Source organism: Nonomuraea sp. NPDC026600 (assembly GCF_040638335.1).
Lineage (GTDB): Bacteria > Actinomycetota > Actinomycetes > Streptosporangiales > Streptosporangiaceae > Nonomuraea.
In genome coordinates this window covers 507,745-532,298 of sequence record NZ_JBEZYD010000003.1, presented here as the reverse complement: position 1 = coordinate 532,298, position 24,554 = coordinate 507,745, and the positions used below count along the sequence as shown (strand labels likewise).

20 protein-coding genes are annotated in these 24,554 nt (G+C 70.8%); 15 read left to right on the top strand and 5 right to left on the bottom strand.

The window, feature by feature from the left end; all coding sequences use genetic code 11:
- Positions 1–2 precede the first annotated feature (2 nt).
- Positions 3–1,838, bottom strand: a complete 1,836-nt coding sequence (locus tag AB0F17_RS09565) for a glycoside hydrolase family 9 protein (RefSeq protein ID WP_358018956.1) — start codon at positions 1,836–1,838, stop codon at positions 3–5.
- Between the two features lie 144 nt (positions 1,839–1,982).
- Here AB0F17_RS09565 and AB0F17_RS09560 point away from each other — a divergent pair, with 144 nt between their 5' ends.
- Genes AB0F17_RS09560 through nusB form a run of 3 tightly spaced genes read left to right on the top strand, consistent with a single transcriptional unit; the run spans position 1,983 to position 4,029 of the window.
- Positions 1,983–3,032 (top strand): Xaa-Pro peptidase family protein, encoded by a 1,050-nt coding sequence (locus tag AB0F17_RS09560; RefSeq protein ID WP_358018953.1) that lies wholly within the window; start codon positions 1,983–1,985, stop codon positions 3,030–3,032.
- Between the two features lie 24 nt (positions 3,033–3,056).
- Complete coding sequence (efp, locus tag AB0F17_RS09555) at positions 3,057–3,617, top strand: elongation factor P (RefSeq protein ID WP_358018951.1); 561 nt, start codon at positions 3,057–3,059, stop codon at positions 3,615–3,617.
- 1 nt (position 3,618) lies between these two features.
- Positions 3,619–4,029 carry a transcription antitermination factor NusB gene (gene nusB / locus AB0F17_RS09550; protein WP_358018949.1) on the top strand — a complete coding sequence of 137 codons (411 nt, stop codon included), beginning with the start codon at positions 3,619–3,621 and terminating at the stop codon, positions 4,027–4,029.
- Positions 4,030–4,354: 325 nt separating this feature from the next.
- On the opposite strand, the gene AB0F17_RS09545 is transcribed toward nusB, so the two are convergent.
- The gene (locus tag AB0F17_RS09545) at positions 4,355–5,068 is read right to left on the bottom strand and encodes a hypothetical protein (protein WP_358018946.1); all 714 of its coding nucleotides are present in this window, start codon (positions 5,066–5,068) and stop codon (positions 4,355–4,357) included.
- A 231-nt stretch (positions 5,069–5,299) separates the two neighbouring features.
- Here AB0F17_RS09545 and AB0F17_RS09540 point away from each other — a divergent pair, with 231 nt between their 5' ends.
- The 3 genes from AB0F17_RS09540 (at position 5,300) to AB0F17_RS09530 (ending at position 7,902) form a co-directional block, all read left to right on the top strand.
- Complete coding sequence (locus tag AB0F17_RS09540; protein WP_358018943.1) at positions 5,300–6,019, top strand: methyltransferase domain-containing protein; 720 nt, start codon at positions 5,300–5,302, stop codon at positions 6,017–6,019.
- Between the two features lie 42 nt (positions 6,020–6,061).
- A complete protein-coding gene (dinB, locus tag AB0F17_RS09535; protein ID WP_358018940.1) occupies positions 6,062–7,303 on the top strand; it encodes a DNA polymerase IV in 1,242 nt (413 codons plus the stop codon).
- Between the two features lie 203 nt (positions 7,304–7,506).
- The gene (locus AB0F17_RS09530) at positions 7,507–7,902 is read left to right on the top strand and encodes a DUF3040 domain-containing protein (protein WP_358018937.1); all 396 of its coding nucleotides are present in this window, start codon (positions 7,507–7,509) and stop codon (positions 7,900–7,902) included.
- A gap of 74 nt (positions 7,903–7,976) precedes the next feature.
- Here AB0F17_RS09530 and AB0F17_RS09525 read toward each other — a convergent pair whose 3' ends face one another.
- Genes AB0F17_RS09525 through AB0F17_RS09515 form a run of 3 tightly spaced genes read right to left on the bottom strand, consistent with a single transcriptional unit; the run spans position 7,977 to position 12,639 of the window.
- Entirely contained in the window at positions 7,977–10,406 is a 2,430-nt protein-coding gene (locus AB0F17_RS09525) for a DUF3488 and transglutaminase-like domain-containing protein (protein WP_358018934.1), read from the bottom strand.
- Positions 10,403–11,665 (bottom strand): DUF58 domain-containing protein, encoded by a 1,263-nt coding sequence (locus AB0F17_RS09520; protein ID WP_358018931.1) that lies wholly within the window; start codon positions 11,663–11,665, stop codon positions 10,403–10,405. The genes AB0F17_RS09525 and AB0F17_RS09520 overlap by 4 nt, the downstream gene beginning before the upstream one ends.
- A complete protein-coding gene (locus tag AB0F17_RS09515; protein ID WP_358018928.1) occupies positions 11,662–12,639 on the bottom strand; it encodes a MoxR family ATPase in 978 nt (325 codons plus the stop codon). Before AB0F17_RS09515 ends, AB0F17_RS09520 begins: the two co-directional genes overlap by 4 nt.
- Positions 12,640–13,113: 474 nt before the next feature.
- Here AB0F17_RS09515 and mraZ point away from each other — a divergent pair, with 474 nt between their 5' ends.
- The 9 genes from mraZ (at position 13,114) to ftsW (ending at position 24,547) form a co-directional block, all read left to right on the top strand.
- A complete protein-coding gene (mraZ, locus tag AB0F17_RS09510) occupies positions 13,114–13,545 on the top strand; it encodes a division/cell wall cluster transcriptional repressor MraZ (RefSeq protein WP_358018925.1) in 432 nt (143 codons plus the stop codon).
- Between the two features lie 214 nt (positions 13,546–13,759).
- Positions 13,760–14,731, top strand: a complete 972-nt coding sequence (rsmH, locus tag AB0F17_RS09505) for a 16S rRNA (cytosine(1402)-N(4))-methyltransferase RsmH (protein WP_358018922.1) — start codon at positions 13,760–13,762, stop codon at positions 14,729–14,731.
- Positions 14,715–15,239 carry a hypothetical protein gene (locus AB0F17_RS09500; protein ID WP_358018919.1) on the top strand — a complete coding sequence of 175 codons (525 nt, stop codon included), beginning with the start codon at positions 14,715–14,717 and terminating at the stop codon, positions 15,237–15,239. Before rsmH ends, AB0F17_RS09500 begins: the two co-directional genes overlap by 17 nt.
- A 185-nt stretch (positions 15,240–15,424) precedes the next feature.
- Positions 15,425–17,782 (top strand): penicillin-binding transpeptidase domain-containing protein, encoded by a 2,358-nt coding sequence (locus AB0F17_RS09495; protein ID WP_358018916.1) that lies wholly within the window; start codon positions 15,425–15,427, stop codon positions 17,780–17,782.
- Between the two features lie 40 nt (positions 17,783–17,822).
- Positions 17,823–19,355, top strand: a complete 1,533-nt coding sequence (locus tag AB0F17_RS09490) for a UDP-N-acetylmuramoyl-L-alanyl-D-glutamate--2,6-diaminopimelate ligase (protein WP_358018913.1) — start codon at positions 17,823–17,825, stop codon at positions 19,353–19,355.
- A complete protein-coding gene (gene murF, locus AB0F17_RS09485) occupies positions 19,352–20,836 on the top strand; it encodes a UDP-N-acetylmuramoyl-tripeptide--D-alanyl-D-alanine ligase (protein ID WP_358018910.1) in 1,485 nt (494 codons plus the stop codon). Before AB0F17_RS09490 ends, murF begins: the two co-directional genes overlap by 4 nt.
- Complete coding sequence (mraY, locus tag AB0F17_RS09480) at positions 20,833–21,891, top strand: phospho-N-acetylmuramoyl-pentapeptide-transferase (RefSeq protein WP_358018907.1); 1,059 nt, start codon at positions 20,833–20,835, stop codon at positions 21,889–21,891. Before murF ends, mraY begins: the two co-directional genes overlap by 4 nt.
- Entirely contained in the window at positions 21,891–23,255 is a 1,365-nt protein-coding gene (murD, locus tag AB0F17_RS09475) for a UDP-N-acetylmuramoyl-L-alanine--D-glutamate ligase (protein WP_358018904.1), read from the top strand. The genes mraY and murD overlap by 1 nt, the downstream gene beginning before the upstream one ends.
- A gap of 59 nt (positions 23,256–23,314) precedes the next feature.
- Positions 23,315–24,547, top strand: a complete 1,233-nt coding sequence (ftsW, locus tag AB0F17_RS09470) for a putative lipid II flippase FtsW (protein WP_358019308.1) — start codon at positions 23,315–23,317, stop codon at positions 24,545–24,547.
- Positions 24,548–24,554 lie beyond the last annotated feature (7 nt).

The following is a 24,554-nucleotide window of genomic DNA, read 5'->3' as shown; positions in this document are numbered from 1 at the left end:
GGCTATCGCGACATCAGCGTCAGCGCGTAGACGCCGATGGCCGCGAAGTCGTCCGCCGGTTCCGACGCCTGCCAGGACCGCACATCGTCCACGAACCGGCTGCCCCGCCCGGTGAACGGCGCGAACCGGTCCACGCCGTCCGATGGGCACGGCACCATCCCTTCCAGATGGTCGCCCAGCCCGTCGTGGAACAGCGACGCGTCGTTCGGCCCGTTCACCACGGCCCCCGTGGCGGGCTTCCTGGTGATGTCGGAGATCTGGTAGTGCGGGCAGCGGATCGCGTTCTCACCCGCCCCGGCGACGAACGACACGCCCCACGCGTTGGCGCCGAACACCCACCCGCGCTGCCGCGTCCCGAAGGCGTCATACGTCCGGTCCCCGCTCACCGACCGGTACAGCCGCGACGTCGCCGCCATCCCGAACGCGTGCGGCACCGCGTCGAACTCGGTGTAAGCGGCCCCCGCACGGAACGGATCCTTCCCGGCCCGCGCGGAACCGATCTCGAGCTGCGCCCGTAGATCGTCCACCAGTTGCTGCTCGGAGACGGCGAGCCCATCGGAGATCTGCTCCTGACCCGACGTGCCGACCAGTGCCGGCTGCCCGTCGGGGCCCATCACCTCGATGGCCTGCACCGGGCTGGACGCGTTCGCCTGCCGGATGGCCTTGATCAGGTCGGTGTGGGCTAGCGCGCTCACGTCGTACAGGTTGAACGTGTCGTCCCCGGCCTCGTGCTCCAGGTACTGCCCGGCCCAGTGCGCCGCCTTCTCCAGCCAGCCCTCGGCCCGGTCGTCGCCCAGCCGCAGCGCCGCCAGCGCCAGTTCGGCGGCGCCCAGCTCCATGTCGTCGCGCCAGGCGCTCTCCGGGTAGAAGGCGTGCGGTAGCGACGTGACGAGCTGCCCCACCTTCTCCGTCTTGGCCATCGCGTAGACCGCCGCCGCCTTGCCCAGCAGCGCCGCCGCCCGCTCGTGGGACGGCTCCACCTGCGCGGCCAGCGCGAAGGCCGCCGCGGTACGGCCGGCCAGGTTGGGACTGATCGGCTTGCCGGGGCCGGCCGCGCGGAAGACCGGCCGGTTGCGCAGGAAGCGGTGCCGGGAGGAGTCGTCGGACTCGGGCAGCCGCCAGACGTCGTGGTCGCCGACGTAGGAGGCCTCCTCGTTGCCCGCGCCGATGCCGACCTGGATGTAGAGGGTCTTAGAAGCGCCGTCCCACATTTTGTCCAGATATTTCAGGCCGTGGGTGGCTTCGCGGTTGAGGCGTTGGTCGGGTCCGCCGTCCCGTGCCGAGGCCCAGAGCAGCGTGTCGACATAAGCCAGGATGTGGGTGAACTTGAGATAGTCACCCGCGTCGAACCATCCGCCCTCGACGTTCACGGGGCCGCCGATTTTCGTCAGCTTGCCCTTGATCTCGTCGGTGTCCGGCCCGGTGAACACCGGCCAGTCATAGACCGAGGCGGCCTTGTCGTTGCGGTGCCTGCGACCGCCGTCCCGTTGCCCTTCGAAGAAAGTGAGGATCTTCGAGGTGGGCGAGGTGGGCGCGATCTGGAAGGCGGGGGAGGTCATCGTGCCCGACTTGACCCGATAGCGGCCCGGCTCCTTCAGCGGGGTGAGGTCCAGGCCGTACACGTGCTTGTACGTGCCGTTCCACGAGCCCAGGTCGCTGCCCGCCGTACCCTTGAGCACCTCGCGTCCGTCGTCGCGGACGACGCTGAAGCGGGCGCCCGCGGACCCCGCGCGGGTCATCAGGAAGGCGTGCTTGGACTCGGCGGGTGCGAAACCCACTTGATCGACCCGGATATGACCGGGTGGGGGCGGTGCGGCTACCGCCGGGGTGCTCCCCATGGTCAGAACGGTCAAGGCGACAGCTAAGGCGGACCTCATCATGGGGCGCTCCATGGAATTATGTGAACAGCGTTCAGCACGGTATTCGCGTGTGACAGGGGAGGTCAATAGTGGCGCGAGGGTTAATACACGTACATTGACGAAATGACCGTCAATTATCCGGAACGCCGGGCGCGGGTCGCGGAAATGCTGCCCGCGCGCGAGGTCGACGCGATCCTCGTCACCTCGGGCGTCAACGTGCGCTACCTCACCGGGCTGGAGAGCTCGAACGCCGCCGTGCTCATCAAGGCCGACGGCTCCGCGCTGCTGGTGACCGACAACCGCTACATCGAGAAGACGCGCGGGCTGGACGTGGCGGCCGTCGAGGCGTCCGACGTGGCGGCCAGGCTGGCCGCGCCCGGCATCGGGATCGAGGCGGCGAGCATGACCGTGGCGACGTTCAACCGGCTGAGCAGCCTGCTGGAGAGCGGGCCGGTGCCCCTGGAGCCGCTCGTGGAGCTGCTGCGGGCGGTCAAGGACGACGACGAGCTGGAGCTCCTCCGTACGGCCTGCGCGATCAGCGACCAGGCGTTCGCCGACGTCACGGGCAACATCGGCCCCGGCGTCACCGAGCGGGACGTCGCCCGGCTGCTCGAAGCCCGCATGATCGAGCTCGGCGCCGACGGGCCGGCCTTCGCCACCATCGTCGCGGCGGGCGAGAACGGCGCCATCCCGCACCACGCGCCCGGCGGCAGGGAGCTGCGCACCGGCGACCTGATCACCATCGACTTCGGAGCCTGCTACCAGGGATACCACGCCGACATGACGCGTACGGTGGCCCTGGGCGGCCCCGCCGCCTGGCAGCGGGAGATCTACGACCTGGTCGCCGACGCGCAGCGCGCGGGCAGCGAGGCCCTGGCGCCGGGGGCGACGGCCAAGGAGGTGGACGCGGCCGCCCGTTCGGTCATCGAGGCGGCCGGCCACGGCGGTCACTTCAGGCACGGGCTCGGTCACGGCGTCGGGCTGGAGATCCACGAGGACCCGTTCCTCGGCCCGTTGCGGACCGGTAGACTAGAGGATCGAGTTCCTGTCACCGTCGAGCCGGGGGTCTACCTTCCGGACCGGGGCGGTGTTCGCATCGAGGACACCCTTGTCACACGCACGGGCGGCCCGGAACTCCTCACGAAGACGACCAAGGAGCTGCTCGTCCTTTGAGCGGCCACACGCGGGAGAATACGAGTGGCGACGACCAACGACCTCAAGAACGGCATGGTGTTGAAGCTCGACGGCGGTGAGCTGTGGGCCGTTGTGGAGTTCCAGCACGTCAAGCCGGGCAAGGGCGGCGCGTTCGTGCGCACCAAGCTCAAGAACGTGCTCTCGGGCAAGGTCGTCGACAAGACCTTCAACGCCGGCGTGAAGGTCGACGTGGCCAACGTCGACAAGCGCGAGATGCAGTATTCCTACAAGGACGGCGACGACTTCGTCTTCATGGACACCGAGACCTACGACATGGTCAACGTGCCCACCCGGACGGTCGGCATCGCCGCCAACTACATGCTCGAGAACACCCTGGCCACGATCGCCTTCAACGAGGGCTCCGCGCTCTACATCGACCTGCCCGCGGCGGTCGAGCTGACCATCTCCAGCACCGAGCCCGGCCTGCAGGGCGACCGCTCCACCGGCGGCACCAAGCCCGCCACGCTGGAGACCGGCGCCGAGGTCAAGGTCCCGCTCTTCATCACCACCGGCGAGAAGATCAAGGTCGACACGCGCAGCGGCGAATACCTCGGCCGGGCCTGAGGTGTCGGCACGAGGCAAAGCACGCCGTCGCGCGCTCGACATCCTCTTCGAGTCCGAACTCCGCAGCGAGGATCCGCTGCGGATCCTCGCCGAGCGGGTCGAACGGCAGGACCCCCCGGTCAACGAATACACCTCGACCATCGTCGAGGGCGTCGCCCGTCACCAGGCCCGCATCGACGAGCTCATCACCACCTACTCCGAAGGCTGGACCCTCGACCGCATGCCCGCGGTCGACCGCAACCTGCTGCGCGGCGGCACCTACGAGCTCCTCTGGATGCCCGACGTCCCCGAGGGCGTGGTCATCAGCGAGTGGGTGCACCTGGCGGCCGAGCTGTCCACGGACGAGTCACCTCAGTTCGTGAACGGGCTGCTGGCTCGCTTCAAGCAGCTGAAGCCAAGTATCACCCTTTAGACACCCTCTTCAGGTGAATCCGGTTCTACCGCCGGGGGATCCCTGCCCCTCTGGGTAGAAGAAGTTTCTACTTCTGCCCCGAAGGCCGTACACATGGGCGAGGTACGTTCCAGACACGCGGCCTGCACGGCTTGCGCTAGGCGAGGGACGTGTACACCGCACGGTCAGCCGTTCGGCGCCTGCCGGCGCCTGGTTGACCGTGCGGCTTCGACAGGAGCCCACCCGCCCCGGTCCCGTCCCGCGTCAGGAACTCAGCGCCGGCCATGGGCGCCGACGCCCCACAAGAGCCCCGCCGGTCCATCCCAGCCGGCGGGGCACCGGTGTCCTACCAGGTCCAGTCGGAGTGCGCGTCGGCCTGCCACTCCTTGGGGAAGTACTGCCGGATGGCGAAGGCCATGCCGATGCCCCGGGCGATGAACTGGTCGCGCTCCAGCTTCCTGGTGATCGGCTTGCCGGGCCGGCCCTGGTTGTCCCACCAGGACTCCCACTGCTTGACGCAGGTCAGCGTGCCGTACTTCGGGTTGGCGCAGGGCGCGGGCGGCGACCAGATCTGCGTGTGGCCGAAGTCGACGACCTTGCCCGACGACTCCTCGGTGATGGTGCCCCACGCCTTGAGGCAGTAGGTCTGGCTGGGGATGTCCCACTTCACGTAGTGCTGCCGGCCGTTGGTGGCCAGCGTGCGCAGGTTCCCGCACGTGGCGTCGCCGATCTGCTCCTTGGTGATCCGCAGGCGGTAGTAGGTGCCGTTGTCGCGCCAGCCGTCGAGCATGACCCAGCCGCCGTCGTGGACGAACTTCTCCGCGTAGCTCGGCGGCCACTTGGCGGGGTCGCCCCAGCTGATCTCCGACGTGGTGGCCGACAGCGGCTTCCAGGCCCACTGCCCGGCCGCCTTCCCATCGGCCCAGAACTGACCGGCGCTGCGCGACGTCATACGCGAGTACGCGCCGTACTCCTCACCCGCCGTCTCCGCCTGAGCCGGTACGGCCGGCAGCGACCCCAGCACCACCGCAAACAGCGAGATTCGCCACAAAATCCTCATAGTTCCCTCTGAATGTAGATAAGTCGCTGCTGACCCCACCGCATCAGACGCCACTCGCGGGCGCGCTTCGGCGATCCTGGAAGGGAGGAGGCGGAGCGGGCGATCTCCCACACCGCGTAGTCTGGGGCGGGGTTGTGGGAGCGAAGCCGGGGACAGGTTCGTGGAGCAAAGGGAGGCGAGCCGACGTTGCGTGCTGAAGGACGTGCCGCAGGCGTCACGAGGACTCCGGCGGTGCGGACCGCCGTCGTCTGGGAAGCGCTGCGGGCGGTGCTGGCCGAGCGGGCGGCCGCCACGGGGCGTGATGATCTCGACATCGTCGACGCCGGCGGCGGGACCGGCGGGTTCGCCGTGCCGCTGGCCGAGCTGGGCCACACGGTCACCGTGGTCGACCCGAGTCCTGACTCGCTGGCCGCGCTGGAGCGCAGGGCCAAGGAGAAGGGCGTGGGCGTACGCGCCCTGCAGGGCGACGCCGCCGACCTGGGCGACCTGCTCGACCACGACAGCGTCGACCTGGTCCTCTGCCACAGCGTGCTCGAATACGTGGAAGACCCGATCAGCGCGCTGACGGCCGTGGCCGGGGTGCTGCGCGTGGGCGGCGCGGTCAGCGTGCTGGCCGCCAACCCGGTGGCCAGTGCCATCCACCGGGCGCTCGCGGGGCAGTTCGACGAGGCCAGGGCCGTGCTGAGCGACCCGCGGGGAAGCTGGGGCGACCGCGACCCCACGCCGTGCCGCTACACCGCCGAGACGCTCTCCCAGTTGCTGGCCGCGACCGGCTTCACGGTCGGGGAGGTGCACGGCGTGCGGGTGTTCGCCGACCTGGTGCCCAGCAGGCTGGTCGACGGCGAACCGGGCGCGGCCGAGGCCCTCGTCGCTCTCGAACAGGCCGCCGCCGCCCATCCCGTGCTGCGTGACATCGCCACTCAGCTCCACGTCCTCGGCCATCGTGGCTGACCAGCTCCTACCATAGAACGCGTGTTCGGATAGAATGGTGGCGTGTCTCGTAAGCAGATCACGGGCATCGGCCCCGCTCCACAGACCGGGGTCGATGACAGCGGCTGCCCGATCCTGCATGTCGACATGGACGCCTTCTTCGCCAGCGTCGAGCTGCTCGACCGCCCGGAGCTGCGGGGGCGTCCGGTGATCGTCGGCTCGCCGGCCGGGCGCGGCGTGGTGCTCAGCGCCACCTATGAGGCCAGGTCCTACGGCGTGCACTCGGCGATGCCGATGAGCAGGGCGCGCAGGATGTGCCCCCAGGCCACGATCATCCCGCCCAGCCACGGCAAATACTCCGAGGTCTCCAAGGGCGTCATGGAGGTCTTCCACGCGATCACCCCGATGGTCGAGCCGATCGCGTCCGACGAGGCGTTCCTCGACGTCGGCGGTGCCCGGCGCAGACTGGGCTCGCCCGTCGCGATCGCCTCGATGATCAGGGCCCAGGTGCTGGAGCGCCACGGCATCACGTGTTCGGTGGGTGTGGCGAGCAGCAAGTTCGTGGCGAAACTCGCCTCAAAGCAGTGCAAGCCAGACGGCCTCCTGGTGGTGCCCGAGGGCGAGGTGGTGGACTTCCTCCACCCGCTGCCCGTGTCGGCGCTGTGGGGCGTCGGTGAGCGCACAGAGCAGTCTCTGGTGCGCCTCGGCATCCGCACGGTCGGCGATCTGGCCAGGGTCCCCGTCGCGACCCTCCGGCGCGAGCTGGGACAGGCCGTGGGAGGCCATCTGGCCGCGCTGGCCTGGGGCCGCGACGAGCGCCCGGTGACCGCGCACGTGCCCGACAAGAGCATCGGCAACGAGGAGACCTTCGCGGCCGACATCGACGACCCCGAAGTGATCAAACGCGAGTTGCTGCGTCTGTCCGAGCGCGTGGCCTCCCGGATGCGTAAGGCCGGCCACGTGGGCAGGACTGTGAGTGTGAAGCTGCGCCGCGCCGATTTCTCCACCATCAACCGGTCCAGGACCCTCAGAGAGCCGACCGACGTGGCCCAGGAGATCTACGCGACGGCCTGCGAGCTCTTCGAGGCGGCAGGGCTTGAGCGGGTGCGGCTGCGCCTCGTCGGGGTCAGGATGGAGAACCTCCGCCCCGCCGATTCGGCCTCGCGCCAGCTCGGCCTGGGCGATCGGGAGACCGGCTGGCGGGAGGCCGAGCAAGCCATGGATCGGGCGATCCGAAGATTTGGTCCTGATGCGGTGCTCCCAGCGTCGCTTGTACGCGGCAGACTTGATGAAATGGAGGCATGACGTCAATGTCAGGATTTCTGGGGAGGGGCGGCGGATGACCCACAATGGAGTCATGACGTCACCTCCGGTTTGGTCTGCGTTGGGCGTTTGCTTTCGCCCACGCCTACAGCCTCGTATTCTGGGGATAACCGACCGCGAGGTTCGGACACCCCGTGTCGTCCGTTGCCGTCTTCCCCGTCCTGGGGCCGTCCTTGGGAGGCGCCGTGCCGCTCTCTGAGCACGAGCAGCGCTTGCTCGACCAGATCGAGCAGGCCCTCTACGCCGAGGACCCGAAGTGGGCCAACACCGTAAGGATCAGTGACCCGCGCAGCCATTACAAGCGTCGCCTCATCAAGGCCTCCATCGGCTTTGCCCTCGGCGTCGTCCTGCTGATGGTCGGCGTAGTGATCAATTTGATTCCGCTCGGCGTCGGCGGTTTCGTGGTCATGCTCGCCGCGTGTCTGTGGGGTCTGTCGAGCTGGAAACGCATGAACGGGTTCGGCGACGCCGCGCCCGCCTCGGGCGCGTCCGTTCCGGGCAAGCCGGCCCGCCGGGGCAACCGTGGCAGCTTCATGGAGCGCATGGAAGAGCGCTGGCGCCGTCGTCACGACGAGCGCTGAGCGCGAAAGAGCCTCCAGACGACCGTGCGGCCGCCCCCCGCGAGGGGGAACGACCGCACGGTCGAGTCAGACGGTCATGAGCCCTTCTGGGCCGCCGTCCGCCGCAATCTGATGTTCTCCAGCCGGTCGAATCCGTCGAGCACCCGCTCGCCCATCAGCCGTAGCCGCCGCAGCGTCGACGGGGGCAGCAGCAGGGCCCGCACCCGCCGCCAGCGCGACACCGTGGCCGCCAGCGCCTGCCGTACCCTCCGCAGGTCCTTTCGCATCGGCGCGAGCTCGCCGACGTCCCGCGCGAACAGCGCCCGCTCGACCGCCGAGGCGATCGCCGAGACGGCCGCGGCCGACTCGGCGTCGAACTCATACTGTTCGGTCAGCCGCCGCGCCAGCGCCCGGGGTGTCTCGCTGGGCCGGCGGGCCATTCCGTAGTCGAACAGCACGTCGTCCAGCTCCGCCCAGGCGGCCGCCACGGACGGGTGGCTGCCCGCCACCACCTTGGCCGTCACCTCGTCCGACGGCTCGGACACCTTCCAGCTCAGCGCGCGGACCCGCCTGCTCCTGGTGACCAGCCGTATCCCGGCCGGGATCAGCAGGATGAGCAGGAGCACGCCCGCGCCGATGCCGAGCTTGCCGATCAGCGGCATCGAGTCGTCGGCGGGCAGCCCGTTGTCGGCGAGGGTGGCCTCGCGGTCGAGTGCGCGGGGGTTCTCCCGGTTCTGCGGGTTGAGCGGTGAGTCGTCGGCCGAGCTGGTCGCTCCGGGCGTCGGCGTGGAGTCGTCACCCGTCGAACGGGGGGGCGGCTGCGTGTAGGCGGGCACCCGGGCGCTGCCCTGGCCGAGCGAGCCCGTCGGAGTGGGCTCGAACGGCAGCCAGCCCACGCCGTCGAAGTACAGCTCCGGCCACGAGTGGGAGTCGTTCGTGCCGACGATCCACCTGTCGCCGACCTTCGTACCTCCCGTGTAGCCGATCGCCACCCTGGCGGGGATGCCCGTGATCCTGGCCAGCAGCGCCATCGACGCGGCGAACTGCTCGCAGTAACCCGCCCTGCTGCGCAGCAGGAAGTCCTTCAGCGCGGAGTTTCCGGAGCCCTGCGTCTTGAGGCTGTAGGTGAAGTCGCCGGTCTTGGTGAAGAACTCCTGGATCTTCACCGCGGCCTCGTAGCTCGTACGGGCGTTCGCCGTCACCTTGAGCGCCAGGTCTCTGATCTCCGAGGGGAGGTTCTCCGGCACCTTCAGGTAACGCGGGTCGCTGGCCGCGGCCCTGGCCTGCGGCAGCGCGTCGAGCTGGTCCGAGGTCACGTCGGGCTCGGTGGTGAGCACGTCGTAGCCGAGGCCGGCGGCCTCGTCCTTGGTGGAGAAGACCATCAGCGTGCCGACGTCCGCGCGCCAGTCGCCGTCGATGCGGATCTGCCGCGCCGGGTACGGCAGGGGCAGGAACACCAGCCCCTCGACCTCGTCGCTGATCTGGATCCTGGTCGTCACGTTCGAGACCTTGGTCGCCGGAGACAGGCCGGGCGGAGTGGGCAGCGGGCCGTTCTCCGTCTTGTCGTCCGGCGCGCCCTTCGGCTCCGTCATGCCGAACTTCTCGCCGTCGAAGGTGTCGAGTGAGTAGATCCGCAGGTAGCGGGGCTTGTCATCGCTGTTGGTGTAGGACAGCACGGTGCGCCGTTCCGGCAGCTCCAGCTGGCCCTTCAGGCCGGCGATCGGGTCCGGGATGCTGATCGAGTTGCCCTTGCCCGAGCCCCTGCCGCCCACGCCGAAGCTGAAGAACGACACCGGCTCCATCGCCGGCAGCGCCGCGGGCACCAGGACCGCCAGCGCGATCGCGGCGAACCCGATGCGCTTGCCCGACAGGCGCAGCCCCCGCGTGTCGGCCGTCTCGCGCTCGGCGCCCGGCACCGGCGAGGTGGCGATGCGGGTCCGCCTGACCAGCACCGCGCGGCCCCAGTGGCCGATGCGTTCGCGGCCGTCGGCGATCAGCAGGCTGGTGAAGCCGAGGGCGGCGATGATGAACGCGGGCCAGCTGATCGGATCCGGCAGGATCGTGGCCGGCACCGTCGCCAGCGCCAGCATCGGCAGCCCCGCCAGCGCCGCGCGCCGCAACCGGGCGGCGAACAGGTCCACCACGATCGCGATGAGCCCCACGCCGCCGGCCGTCAGCAGCGCAATGCCCTCGGTGGCGGGCACCGGCGCGGCGAACCGCTGGATGTCGGCCCAGCCGGTGCCCAGCAGCTTGGCCAGCTCCACCACCGACCCCTTGGTCGGCACCATCCATGCCCACGCCTTGTCGGAGGCGTAGGCCAGGGTCAGGTAGATCCACAGCGCGGCCACGCTCACCAGGGCCGCCGCCCACGCGGGCAGCGACAGCCGCCCGCTCACCAGGCCGGCGCACATCACCGAGAGCACCGCGCCCAGCGACCCCCAGAACCAGAAGCCGCCCTGGAACAGCGGATAGAGCATGACGGCCGCGCAGAACGTGGCCACCGCCGCGGCGATCGAGAGCCTCATGCCGCACCTCCCGCCGGGCTGAGCGCGTACCTGCCGCGGTTGGCGGCGTCCGGCCAGACGGAGGCGACCGAGACACCGGCGGGCAGCCGCACGATGCGCCATCCGTAACCGGCGAGCACTCCCTGCACCGCCGCGTAGTTCTCCGTGGAGCCGGGCTCGCCGCCGTCCCATGTGCTCACGTCGAGAAGTACGGCCACCCCGGTGATGCTGCTGTGCCGGAGCCTGGCCAGCTCCCTGGCCTCCTCCGGGTCCAGCGAGCCGAGCACCGCCACGATCAGTCCGTCGCCGCCGCCCTGACGGAGCGCGGACACGCCCATCTCCAGCGAGCGGGCGGTGCTGTTGCGTACCACCGCGAGGGTGTCGAGCAGCGACCAGCTCAGCCCGCTGTCGGTCAGGTGCTCGGCGCCCTGGTCGGTCACCAGCCGCAGGCCGAGCCCCTCATGGGCGAGATGCACGCCGATCGAGGCGGCGGCCGAGACCGCCACCTCGAAGGAGGAGCGCGGGCCCTCGCCGCGGTGGGCGTAGCGGCGCGTGTCGAGCAGCAGCGCGCCGCGGCTCTGCCACTGCTGCTCCTCGCGCCGCACCATCAGCTCGCCGCGGCGGGCGGTGGAGCGCCAGTGCACCCGGCGCAGGTCGTCGCCCTGCCGGTACTCGCGCGGGGCCACGTCGTCGTCGCCCGCCGCCGCCACGCTCCTGGTGCGGCTGTCGCCGCCGCCGGTCCACTCGCCCGACAGCCGTACGTGGGGCAGTGCCACCACCTGCGGCGTCACCACCAGGGTGTCGCTGATCGTGAACCCGCGGGTGAGCTCCACCAGCCCGAACGGGTCGGTGATCCGCACCGACAGCGGGCCGATCGTGTAGCGGCCCCGCAGGTCGGAGCGGACCCGGTAGTCGATCTCCCGGACCCCGCGCGACTCCACCCGGTCCAGCACGAACCGGGGCCGCACACCCAGCGCGTACGGCACGGTGTCCTCGATCAGCAGCAGCCCGGTGGGCAGCCGGGTGACGTTCTCCAGACGCAGCGTCACGGTCGCCTCGCCGCCCACCTCCGCCCTGGCCGGGTCGAGACGCCGCGCGCAGCTCAGCCGGTAGCGGGTGCGCGCCACCACCATCGCGGCGAGCAGCGGCAGCGCCGTCACCAGCACCCCGATCCTGAACAGGTCGTTCTCGCCCAGCAGGAAGGCCATCAGCATGGCGGCCACCCCGGAGGCCAGGAACGAACGTCCCCTGGAGGTCAGCGCCCGCAGTCCGTCTCTCACGACGCTCGCGTCTCCGGCACGGGCACACGTCGGACGAGCTCGGCCACCACCTGCTCCGGCAGGCGGCGCTGGCCCTGGGCCTCGATGCTGGGCAGCAGCCGATGCGCGAGCACCGGCACGGCCAGCTCCTGCAGGTCGTCCGGGATGACGTAGTCGCGCCCGGACAGCGCCGCGTTCGCCCTGGCCGCCCTGACCAGCTGCAGCGTCGAGCGCGGCGAGGCGCCCAGCCGCAGGTCGGGGGAGTGGCGGGTGGCGACCGCGAGGTCGATGGCGTACTTCTTGACCGGCTGCGAGACGTAGACGCCGCGTACCGCGTCGATCAGCGCGCGCACCTCGGCGGTCGTCGCGACCGGCTCCAGCTTGTCCAGCGGCGGGGTGCCGCCGTGCACGTCGAGCATCTCCAGCTCGGCCGCCGGCTCCGGGTAGCCCATCGCGACCCGCGCGGTGAAGCGGTCGCGCTGCGCCTCCGGCAGGGGGTAGGTGCCCTCCATCTCGATCGGGTTCTGGGTGGCGATCACCATGAAGGGCAGGTCGAGCTGGTAGGTCACCCCGTCAACCGTCACCTGGCGCTCTTCCATGCACTCCAGCAGCGCCGACTGCGTCTTGGGCGAGGCCCGGTTGATCTCGTCGCCCACCACGATGTTGGCGAACACGGGTCCCGGCTTGAACTCGAACTCCCTGGTCTGCTGGTTGTAGGCGCTCACTCCGGTGATGTCGCTGGGCAGCAGGTCCGGCGTGAACTGGATGCGCCGGACCGGGCAGTCGATGGACTTCGCCAGCGCCTTGGCCAGCATGGTCTTGCCGACCCCCGGCACGTCCTCGATCAGCAGGTGGCCCTCGGCCAGCAGGACGGTCAGTGTGAGGCGGACGGCGTCCCCTTTGCCCTCGATCACCGACTCGATGGCCTGCCGGATCCGGTGCGCGGTGGAGACCAGCTCATCGAGCCGGCTCGGGACGTCATGGGTTACTGCCACCAGGCCTCCATGAGAAGTGCTACGGCAGTCCCGCACGTGAGAGTGCGATAGCGGGAGCCATGCCATTCCTTTTCCATTGTGTGTACGACCCTACGACGCTGCGGGTTCTGGAGCGACTTTTACCGATATTCCAGAGAACCTGCCCAAGGTTCCGGTTCTTGTGGCATACGGGGTCGAATCTCGTGACAGTCGCCCTGACGGCGCGCTCCACTTTCCACCACGCGGCGCTTCCCGCAGCGCGCGATCCGCTAATTCCATGGTCGTTTCAACCCTCGACACGCCCATGAGGGTTGGGCCGCGCCCCGGCGCCCCCCACCCGACCTCATGGCTCTGACCTGCGGTAACTCGCGGCGTGCGGGTGACGAACCGCGGTGGAATCAGTTGACGGTGGGGAGAAGTGGAGTATGGTGGTGCGCAGTGGAGGGCCCGGTGCGCCAGCGCTGAGCGCTTCGCTAGGCACGGGAGGTGGGGCCGATGTTCCTCGGCACCCATCAGCCGCGTCTGGACGACAAGGGACGGCTGTTCCTGCCGGCTAAGTACCGTGAGGAGCTGGCGGAGGGTCTTGTGATCACCAAAGGCCAGGAGCGATGCCTCTACGTCTTTCCCGTAGGGGAGTTCCAGCGCATTACCGAGGCTCTCAGCACCGCCCCGGTCACCGCCAAGGCGGTGCGCGACTACAGCCGCGTCTTCTTCGCCAGCGCGTCCGACGAGACGCCTGACAAGCAGGGGCGCATCACGATCCCGCAGAGCTTGCGCCAATACGCGGGCCTCGTGCGTGACTGCGCGGTCATCGGGGCCAACACCCGGCTGGAGATCTGGGACGCCCAAGCCTGGGATACCTATCTCGACGCGCAGGAGCAGGCGTTCGCCGATTTGTCGGAGGAGGTGCTGCCAGGGATTCTCTAGAGCCACGGTCGATCCGTCGGAGATGTCGTTCGGCGAGGTCTCCACCCGCAACCACTGCCCGCCCGCTGATGCACCTTCCCCGGTGTCAGGTGGCAGGCTCCACGAAGAGGGTGCGGATGGGGACCTGGCCGGACGGCGCCGGGTGGGGGCCAGGTGGGCCGATGATCGTCCGGACGCGTCGTCCGCGAGCAAGGACGCGAGAGGGGGGTTGGAGATGTACGACAACACAGGCACAGGCGGTCACGTTCCGGTCATGCTCGACCGCGTACTGGAGCTTTTGGCTCCGGCGCTGACCGGCCGGGAGGCCGTCGTCGTCGACGCCAACCTCGGCCTGGGTGGCCACTCGGAGGCCCTGCTCGCCGCTCATCCGTCTCTTCACCTGATCGGCATCGACCGCGACCCTTTCGCGATCGAGTTCTCCACGCGCAGGCTCGCCCCCTACGCCGAGCGGACCACGCTGGTCCACGCCTCGTCCGACGAACTGCCCGACGTGCTCGCCCAGGCGGGCCGGGACACCATCGACGGGGTGCTGTTCGACCTGGGGGTGTCCTCGCCGCAGCTCGACGAGGCCGAACGCGGTTTCGCCTATTCCTATGACGCTCCGCTCGACATGCGGATGGATACGGATCAAGAGCTCACTGCGGAGAAGGTGGTCAATACCTACTCGGCTGCGGAGCTAACCCGCATCCTCCGTGTTTACGGAGAGGAACGGTTCGCACCGCGTGTCGCTGGCCTAATTATCAAGGAAAGGGCCAAGGACCCCATAACGTCGACTAAGCGGCTGGCCGAGATCGTTCGTCAGGCCATTCCAGCCGCCACTCGGCGCACCGGGGGCAACCCCGCCAAGAGAACTTTTCAGGCACTGCGCATCGAGGTCAACGCGGAGCTCGCCGCCCTGGAGGCGGCGCTGCCCGCGGCACTCGACGCGCTCGTGCTCGGTGGGCGAGTCGTCGTGCTCTCCTACCACTCCCTGGAGGACCGGCTCACCAAGCAGGTCCTCGCGGCGCGAACCAAGGACACCGGCCCCCCCGGGCTGCCTGTCCCGCTGCCGGCTCATCAGCCGCGGTTCCGCCTGTTGACGAGGGGAGCTGAGCTCCCAAGCGAAGAAGAGGTGGCCCGCAACCCGCGGGCGACCTCGGCCCGGCTACGGGCGGCAGAGAGGATCCGTGTTGACCACCAGGACTGAGCAGGAGAGCAGGCGGACCGCGGCCGTCCGCGGCGTCCCGCTGAAGACGGCACCCAAGACCGGCCCGCGCAGGCCCGGCGTGCCTCACCAGTCCAAGCCCATCCCGCGATCACGCCCCGGCGGACCGGAGACGACCGGTCCCGGCGACGGCGAGATCCCGGCGAGCTCCGAGCGGATGCGCCCGGCACTCAAGCGACGTCCGTCGCGCGGGCGCCAGCGGGCTCCGTTCGTGCTGCTCGTCGTCGGGCTGATGTGCGGTGGCCTGGTGAGCTTGCTGCTGCTCAACACCGTTCTCGCGCAGGACTCCATCACCGCGGCCAACCTGCGTGACGAGATCGCGGTGGCGCGGCAGGCCAACGAGGAGGCCAAGCTCGCGAACGAGAAGAACACCGGCCCCCAGCAGCTCGCCGACAACGCCGAGCTGCAGGGTCAGCACCGTGACTGGGACAAGCCCAACGTCCTGACCGACGACGGCGCCGTCAACGGTCAGGTGGACCCAGGACGGTGAGAGACACAGGCGGCAGGGGGCAGGGTCCCGGCCGCGGCGGCGCCGGCTCTCAGGGAGGGCCCGGCGCCGCTCGCCGTACCCCGGGAGGGCCGGGGCGGCAGGGCCGGCAGGCGGGGTCGGCTCGCTCGGAGGGGGCGGGCCGGCCCGACAATCCACCCAAAGAGCCGAGAAAGCAGCCAGACCCGTTGGACCTCCCCTTCGGCCCTTTCGGCAGGGACGACGACCGCGACGACGCGGAGGACCGCGCCCGGCGCCCGCAGGACCCGGCTGACGGGTCCCGCGGCCGCGGCCGCGGCCGCGGCGACGAGTCCGACGGCCCGCGGAGCCGGTCACGTGGCGACGAGCGCGACCGGCCTCGTGATGGTGACGCTTCGCGTGGGCGCTCTCGCGAGGACGAGGGTTCGCGTGGGCGGTCGCGCTCGGGCGGCGGGGACGGGCCCGGCGGGCGTCCCCGGCCGGGTGGCGACGGGCCGAGGTGGCGTTCCAGGCCCGACGGGGACGACGCCGCCAAGGACCGTGCCCGCCAGCGCTCCGGACGCCCGCGCCCGGAGGCCGAACGCCCCGGTGGCCGCGTCCCGCAGGCCAGGGACGACCGGTCCCGGGGCCGCCAGGACGACGGCCCGCTCCGCCGTACCCGCGAAGAAGCCCCCCGTGACGTCCGGCGCTCCCGAGACGAGGATCGCCGGGACGACGCCAGGCTTCGCCGTACCGGTGAGGATGAGCGCACGCGCGCGCAGAGCTTCGGGCGGCGCGGCGGCGGGGGGCCGCCCCGCAGGCCCCCCGCGCCGCCGCGCCCGCCCAAGCCGCCGCCCGTGCTGCGTCTGGGCAACCCGCGCAGGCGCATCAACATCGGCCTGATCGGCATGACGTTCATCCTGTCGATCTTCGGCGGCAGGCTCATCCAGATGCAGGGCCTCGACTCCAAGGTGTACGAGGCGCGGGCCGTGGGCCAGCGCACGCAGACCGAGGACATCCCGGCCAAGCGCGGCACCATCACCGACGTCAAGGGGCACGCGCTGGCCGTCACCGTCGAGGCCCGCGAGATCGCCATCGACCCCACCAAGATCAAGGACACGGTCCGGGCGAAGGTCGCCGCCGTGCTCGCCACGCAGCTCAGCAGGACCCCGCAGGAGATGGCCGCCAAGCTGGCCAGGGTCGACACCCGCTACCAGCTCCTGGCCAGAGACGTCGACCCGGTCGTGGCTGGCCGCCTGCTCAAGTCCGGCGTGCCCGCGCTGACCGCGAAGAAGACCTACCGCCGCGTCTACCCGGGAGGCGACCTGGCGGGCAGCCTGATCGGGTTCGTCGGCGACGAGCAGAGCGGCCTGGGCGGCATCGAGCAGGCGCGCAACACCCTGCTGAAGGGGCGCGACGGCGAGCAGCGCGTCGAGACGGGCCGTGAAGGCCAGCGCATCCCCATGACCAGCAGCCAGCGCACGGTCCCCGTCGACGGCGCCGACGTGCGGCTGACCATCGACCGCGACATCCAGTGGGCCGCCCAGCAGGCGGTGGCCAAGCAGGTGACCGACTCCGCGGCGAGCAGCGGCACGGTCATCGTCATGGACGTGCGCACCGCGCAGATCATCGCCATGGCCAACGCCCCCGAACTCGACCTGAACAACTGGCGCAACACCCCCGCCGCCCAGTACATCAACCGGGCCGCCTCCGACGTCTTCGAGCCCGGCAGCACCAACAAGGTGATCACCGCCGCCGCCACCCTGGAGGCCGGGGCCGTCACGCCCGACACGGTCTTCCAGGTCAAGGACAACATCAGGTGCGCGGACCGGGTGCTGCACGACGCGCACCCGCACAAGCCGGAGCCGATGACCTACCGCCAGGCCGTGGCCGAGTCGAGCAACGTCGCCACCATCATGGCCGCGCGCAAGGTCGGCAGCGAGCGGCTCTACCAGATGCTGAAAGCCTTCGGTTTCGGCGCGCAGCCGGGCGGCGGCGTGCCGAACGCGGAGGCCGGTCTGCTGCCCAACTACAAGAACTGGTCGGGCAGCCAGAGCTGCACGATCGCCTACGGGCAGGGCGTTTCGGTGACCGCGTTGCAGATGGCCAGCGTCTACCAGACCATCGCCAACGGCGGCGTCAAGATCGAGCCGCAGATCGTCGCGGGCAGCACGGATGCCTCGGGCAGGTTCGTACCGTCCGCTCCCGGTAAGAAGACCAGGGTGGTCAGCGACAGAACCGCCAAGGAGATCACCACCATGCTGGAGACCGCGGTGAGCGCCGAAGGCACCGGCGAACTGGCCGCCATCCCCGGATACCGGGTGGCGGGCAAGACCGGCACGGCCAACCGCTATGACGCGCAGCTCGGCCGCTACGACGGCTACACGGCATCGTTCGCCGGATTCGCCCCCGCCGACGCGCCGCGGCTCGTCGTGCTGTCGGTGCTGCAGAATCCGAAGAAAGACCACTTCGGGGGCCAGGTCGCCGCCCCCGTTTTCAAGGACGTGATGACGTTCGCCATCAAGAGCAAGAAGATTCCGCCGACCGGCTCGACCGCGCCCGCGGTCCGGGCGGGCGCGGGACAGTGACCAGGGAAGGTACGCTGCCGCCGTGCGTCCCCCGTCGTCTATGCGTCCAACGACCAGTCCGCCCCGCCCGCTGACCGGGCTGGCGACCATGCTCGACGCCGATTCCGGCACGTCGCGGTCGCCACATGCCCCGCTCACCGGTGTCACGATCGACTCCCGCCAGGTCCGGCGCGGAGATCTCTACGTGGCCTTGCCCGGCAATCAGTCCCACGGCGCCGATTTCGCCGCCGAGGCCATGGCGCGCGGCGCCGTGGCCGTCCTGACCGATCCCGGCGGCCGCGCGGCCGCCGCCGCGACCGGCCTGCCCGTCCTCGTCGTGCCCGACGTCCGGGCCGTGCTCGGGCAGGTCGCCTCCTGGGTGTACGGCCGGCCGGCCGACCACATCCAGTTGCTCGGCGTCACCGGCACCAGCGGCAAGTCCACCACCACGTTCCTGCTCGAAGCCGGCCTGCGCGCCGCGGGCCACAGCACAGGGCTGGTCGGCGGCGTCGAGATCCGCGCGGGCGACCTCTGCTTCGAGCCCCGGCTCACCACCCCTGAGGCCCCTGAGCTGCACGGCCTGTTCGCGCTCATGCGCGAGGTGGGCGTCACCGCGGCGGCCATGGAGGTCTCCAGCCACGCCCTGGCGCTCGGCCGGGTCGACGGGCTCCATTACGACGTCGCCCTGTTCACCAACCTGTCGCAGGACCACCTCGACTTCCACAAGGACTTCGACGACTACTTCGCCGCCAAGGCCAGGCTCTTCCAGCCCGATCTGGCCCGCCTGGGCGTGACGAACCTCGACGACCCCTACGGCCGCGAGCTGCTGTCGATCGCGAAGGTGCCGATGACCACCTTCTCCGCGCTGGGCGCGCCCGAAGCCGCCTGGCGCGCGCTCGACGTGCGGCTGGGCGCCGACGGCAGCACGTTCCGGGTGACCGGTCCGGGCGGCGTCGAGGCCGACGCGCAGATCTCGCTGCCCGGCCCGTTCAACGTCGCCAACACCCTCGGTGCGATCGTCACGCTCGTCGAGGCCGGGGTGCCGCTGCAGACCGCGGTCCACGGCGTCGGCACGCTCACCGGCGTCCCCGGCCGCATGCAGCGCATCACGGACGCGGGCGACGAGTTCCAGGCGATCGTCGACTACTCGCACAAGCCCGCCGCGGTCGAGTCGGTGCTGCGCTCGCTGCGCGAGGTCACCGCGGGCAGACTGGTCGTCGTGCTCGGCTGCGGCGGCGAGCGCGACGCGGGCAAGCGGCCGGTCATGGGCGAGTCCGCCGCGCGGCTGGCCGATGTGGCCATATTCACGAGCGACAATCCTCGTTCCGAGGACCCTTTGGACATTCTGGCCGCGATGATGGAGGGAGCGCTCCGCGTTCCGCAGCATGACCGCGCTCATGTGATCATTGAGCCCGACCGCGCGTCCGCGATCGACCTGGCGATCGGCCGGGCCGGGCGCGGCGACGTGATCGTCGTGGCGGGCAAGGGTCACGAGCAGGGCCAGTACGTTTCAGGCGAGGTGATCCCCTTCGACGATCGCGAAGTGGTCGCCGGAGCGATCGACGCACGTAAGGAAAGCAGGAAGCACGCATGATCCCGTTGCCTCTGGCCAGGATCGCCGAGATAACCTCGGGCGCCCTGTCGGGCATGGCCGACCCTCGCGCCGTGGTGCGCGGTCCCGTCGTGATCGACTCGCGGGGCGTAGAACCGGGATCCCTGTTCGTCGCCTTGAAGGGCGCGCGGGTCGACGGCCATGACTTCGCCGCCCAGGCCATCCGGGCCGGCGCCGTCGCCGTGCTGGCCACCAGGCCGGTCGAGGCGCCCACGGTGATCGTCCCCGACGCCGCCGCCGCGCTCGCCGACCTGGCCAGGGCCCACGTCGCCGCGCTGCCCCAGGCCACCGTGATCGGCGTGACCGGCTCGGCCGGCAAGACCTCCACCAAGGACCTCCTGGCCAGGCTGACCGCGCGGATCGGGCCGACCATCGCGCCCGTCGGCTCGTTCAACAACGAGCTCGGCCACCCGCTGACCGTGCTCAGGGCCGACGCCGACACCCGCTACCTGGTGCTGGAGCTCAGCGCCCGCAACATCGGCCACATCGCCGACCTCGCCCGCATCGCGCCACCGCAGATCGGCGTGGTGCTCAACGTCGGCACCGCGCACATCGGCGTGTTCGGCGGCAAGGAGGCCATCGCCAAGGCCAAGGGCGAGCTGGTCGAGGCGCTGCCGCGGACCGGCGTGGCCGTGCTCAACGCCGACGACCCGCTGGTCCTCGAGATGGCCTCGCGCACCGAGGCCAGGGTCACGCTGTTCGGCCGGTCCGAGGCCGCCGCGATCCGCGCCGAGGACGTCACCGTCGACGAACGCGGGCGCGCCTCGTTCACGCTGCGCACCCCTTCGGGCTCCGGACAGGTCCGGCTCAAGCTGTACGGCGCGCACGCCGTGGAGAACGCCCTGGCCGCCGCCGCGGCCGGTTACGAGCTCGGCCTGCCCGTCGCCACCATCGCCGCGGAGCTGTCCGAGGCCACGCCGGTCAGCCGGTGGCGGATGGAGGTCACCGACCGGCCCGACGGGGTCACGGTCGTCAACGACGCCTACAACGCCAACCCCGACTCGATGCGGGCCGCGTTCGAGGCGTTCGGCGTGCTCGGCAAGGGCCGCCGCCGCTTCGCCGTCATCGCCGCCCTGCGCGAGCTGGGCGAGGAGAGCGACTCTTTGAACGAGGAACTGGGCCGCCTGGCGGGCGGCTCGGGTCTGGCGGGCCTCATCGTCGCCGGCCCCGACGCCCAGCCGGTGCTGCAGGGCGCCTACGCGGCCGCCCAGGAGGCCTCCGCCGCGGGCCCACCGCTCGCGGGCGCACCGCCGTTCCCGCCCGCCGCCGGCGGGCCCCCGTTCCCCGTGGGCGGTCCCGCGCACCCGCAGCAGACGCGCATCCTGCACGTGCCCGACGCCGCCGCGGCGGCGGCCGAGCTGGCCGGATGGCTGCGTCCGGGTGACGCGGTGCTGGTCAAGGGGCCCCGGGCGATGGGCCTGGAGCGGACGGCCGAGCTGTTGCTCGGGGGGGCCAGGCAGTGACCGACATCATCATCGCCGGTGCGGTGGGGTTGATCCTCTCGATGCTCGGGACACCCCTGGCCATCCGGCTGTTCTCCCGGCGCGGTTACGGCCAGGAGATCCGTGAGGAGGGCCCGTCAGGGCACAACGCCAAGCGGGGCACGCCCACCATGGGCGGCACCGTGATCGTGCTGGCGTCGCTGCTCGCCTACGGCTCCTCCCACCTCGCCACACTGGCGCCGCCGACCGCCTCGGGGATGCTGGTGCTGTTCCTGATGACCGGGCTCGGCGCGGTCGGCTTCCTCGACGACTTCATCAAGATCTACAAGCAGCGCAGCCTCGGCCTGCGCAGCGGCGCCAAGGCGCTCGGCCAGCTCGTCGTCGGCGCGATCTTCGCGGTGCTGGTGACCCGGCAGGCCAACGTCTACGGCATCACCCCCGCCGAGCCCCGGCTGTCGTTCCTGCGCGACTTCGGGCCGCCGTCGATCGGCCTCGTGGGCTTCACCATCTGGGTCCTCATCATGATCGTCGGCTTCTCCAACGCGGTGAACCTCACCGACGGCCTCGACGGCCTGGCCAGCGGCGCGACCGGGGTGGTGCTGGGCGCCTACGTGCTGATCGGCAACTGGCAGCTCCGCAACAACTGCATCGACCAGCTCGGCCCCAACTGCTACTGGGTACGAGATCCGCTCGACCTGGCCGTGGTGGCCGCGGCCGTGCTCGGGGCGCTGATCGGGTTCCTGTGGTGGAACGCCCCGCCCGCGAAGATCTTCATGGGCGACACCGGCTCGCTGGCCCTGGGCGGCGTGCTGGCCGGGCTGGCCATCACCACCCGCACCCAGTTGCTGCTCATCATCCTCGCCGGGCTGTGCGTGATCATCACGATGTCGGTGATCATTCAGGTCGGCTTCTTCAAGATGACCGGTAAACGGGTGTTCAGGATGGCGCCGCTGCAGCACCACTTCGAGCTCAAGGGCTGGGCCGAGACCACGATCGTGGTCCGCTTCTGGCTGATCGCCATGTTGTGCGCGGCCCTCGGGCTCGGCCTGTTCTACGTCGAATGGATGCCCAAGTAATGACCCTCACCTGCGTGGCCGGGCTCGGCGTGTCGGGCACCGCCGTGGCGCGGGTACTCGCCGCGCGGGGTGAGCCCGTCGTCGTGGTCGAGGGCGCCGAGGACGAACGCCGGCGCGCCGTGGCCGCCGAGCTCGCCGGGCTCGGCGTCGAGGTGCGCTTCGGCCCGATGGAGCTGCCGGAAGGCGTCACCCGGCTCGTCACCACCGGCTGGGCGCCGCACCACCCGCTGATCGCCGCCGCCCTGGAGGCGGGCGTCGAGGTGGTCGGGGAGGTGGAGCTGGCCTGGCGGCTGCGGCCCGCCCAGGCGGCTCCGTGGCTCGCGCTGACCGGCACCAACGGCAAGACGACCGTCGTGCGCATGCTCACCTCCATCCTGCTCGCCGCCGGGCGCAAGGCGCTGGCCGTGGGCAACGTGGGCGTGCCCGTGGTCGAAGCCGTCGCGGAGCCGTACGACGTGCTGGCCGTCGAGCTGTCGAGCTTCCAGCTGCACTGGTCCAGCACGCTCGCCCCGCACGCCGCCGCGATACTCAACGTGGCGCCCGACCATCTCGACTGGCACGGCTCGATGGCGGCCTACGCCGCCGCCAAGGGCCGCATCTTCGAACGCGCGGGCACCGTCGTCTACAACGCCGACGACCCCGAGGCGACCCGGCTCGCCGCGCCCTACCCGGACAAGGTCGGCTTCACGCTGCTCTCGCCCAAGCCGGGCCAGCTCGGCGTGGTGGAGGACCTGCTGGTGGACCGGGCGTTCGTGCCGAACCCCGCCGAGTCCGCCGAGGAGCTCGCGACGCTCGCCGACGTGCGCCCCCTCGCGCCGCACAACGTGGCCAACGCGCTGGCCGCCGCCGCGCTGGCCCGCACGCTCGGCGTCCCCACCGAGTCCGTACGGCAGGGCCTGCGCGACTTCGTGCCCGACCCGCACCGCATGGCGCACGTCGAGCGGGTCGGCGAGGTCGACTACGTCGACGACTCCAAGGCCACCAACCCGCACGCCGCCGCCGCGGCCCTGTCGTCCTACCCCTCGATCGTGTGGATCGCGGGCGGCCAGCTCAAGGGCGCCGACGTCGACGACCTGGTACGCCGGGCGGCGCCTCGGCTGCGCGGCGCCGTGCTGCTCGGCGTGGATCGCGCCCGGATCGCGGAAGCTCTGGCGCGACACGCGCCGAATGTCCCCGTCGTGGACATCTCCGCCCAAGACACTGGTGCGATGGACCGTGTCGTCACCGAAGCCGCCAGGCTCGCCTCCCCAGGGGACACCGTGCTGCTGTCCCCGGCCGGCGCGTCGCTGGACATGTTCGCCAACTACCCGGCCCGAGGGGAGGCCTTCGCGCGAGCCGTACGCGGCCTGGAGGCGGCCACGTGAGCACGACCACCACGCCGCAGGCTCCGGAGCGGCCACCGCAGAGCGCGGTCGAGGGGCCGATCGGCTGGATCCGCGACCAGCTCGCCGTGGTCAAGGAGCTGCTGGAGAAGCCGCTGACGACCTACTACCTCATCCTCGGCTGCAGCGGGCTGCTGCTCGCGCTCGGGCTGATGATGGTGCTGTCGGCCTCCAGCATCGAGGCGATGGTGAAGACCGGCGACCCGTTCACCTGGTTCGCCAAGCAGTCGCTGTCGGCCGGCCTGGGCGTGCTGCTCATGTGGGCCTGCTCGCGGCTGCCGCACAAGTTCTTCCGCTGGGCGGGCTACCCGATGATGGCGCTGTCGTTCATCGGCCTGGTCATGGTGCTGTTCATCGGCACGTCCCAGCTGGGCGCGCAGCGGTGGATCGACATCGGCTCGTACAGCATCCAGCCGTCGGAGCCCGCCAAGCTGGCCCTCGCGCTGTGGGGAGCCGACCTGCTGGCCCGCAGGGCGCGGCACGGCCGCATCGAGTGGCGGCAGTTGCTGATCCCGCTCATGCCGGGCACCGTGCTCCTGGCCGTCATGGTCATGCTCGGCCGCGACCTGGGCACCACGCTGGTGCTGTTCCTTGTCTTCCTGTCGCTGCTGTGGGTGGTGGGCGCGCCGGTGAAGCTGTTCGGCGGCATCCTGTCGCTCGCCGTGCTGGCCACGTTGATCATGATCAAGGTGGAGCCGTACCGTATGGCGCGCATCGGCGCCTTCCTCGACCCGTGGGCCGACGCGCAGGGCGACGGCTACCAGGCCGTGCAGGGGCAGATCGCGATGGGCTCCGGCGGCTGGTTCGGGCTCGGCCTGGGCAGCAGCCGGGCGAAATGGAGCTGGCTGCCCCACGGCGAGAGCGACTTCATCTTCGCCATCCTCGGCGAGGAGCTCGGGCTGATGGGGACCCTGATCGTGGTGGTGCTGTTCGGGCTGCTCGGCTACGCGGGCCTGCGGGTCGCCTCCCGGGTCAAGGACTCCTTCGTCCGGCTCGCCGCCGCCGCCATCGTGGCCTGGATCGTCGGTCAGGCCATCGTCAACATGGGCGCGGTCCTCGGCGTGGTGCCCATCACCGGCATCCCGCTGCCGCTCGTCTCCTACGGGGGGTCGGCGCTGTTGCCCACTCTCGCGGCCCTGGGGATGCTGTTGTCCTTCGCGAAACGCGAGCCGGGCGCGCGTGAGGCTCTGGCGGCTCGTGGCCCCGGACCGGCCGCACGGGCCCTAAGCTGGCTTGGCCTGGGGGGAACGACCAAAGGCCGAGTGAGACGTTAGGGAGTGA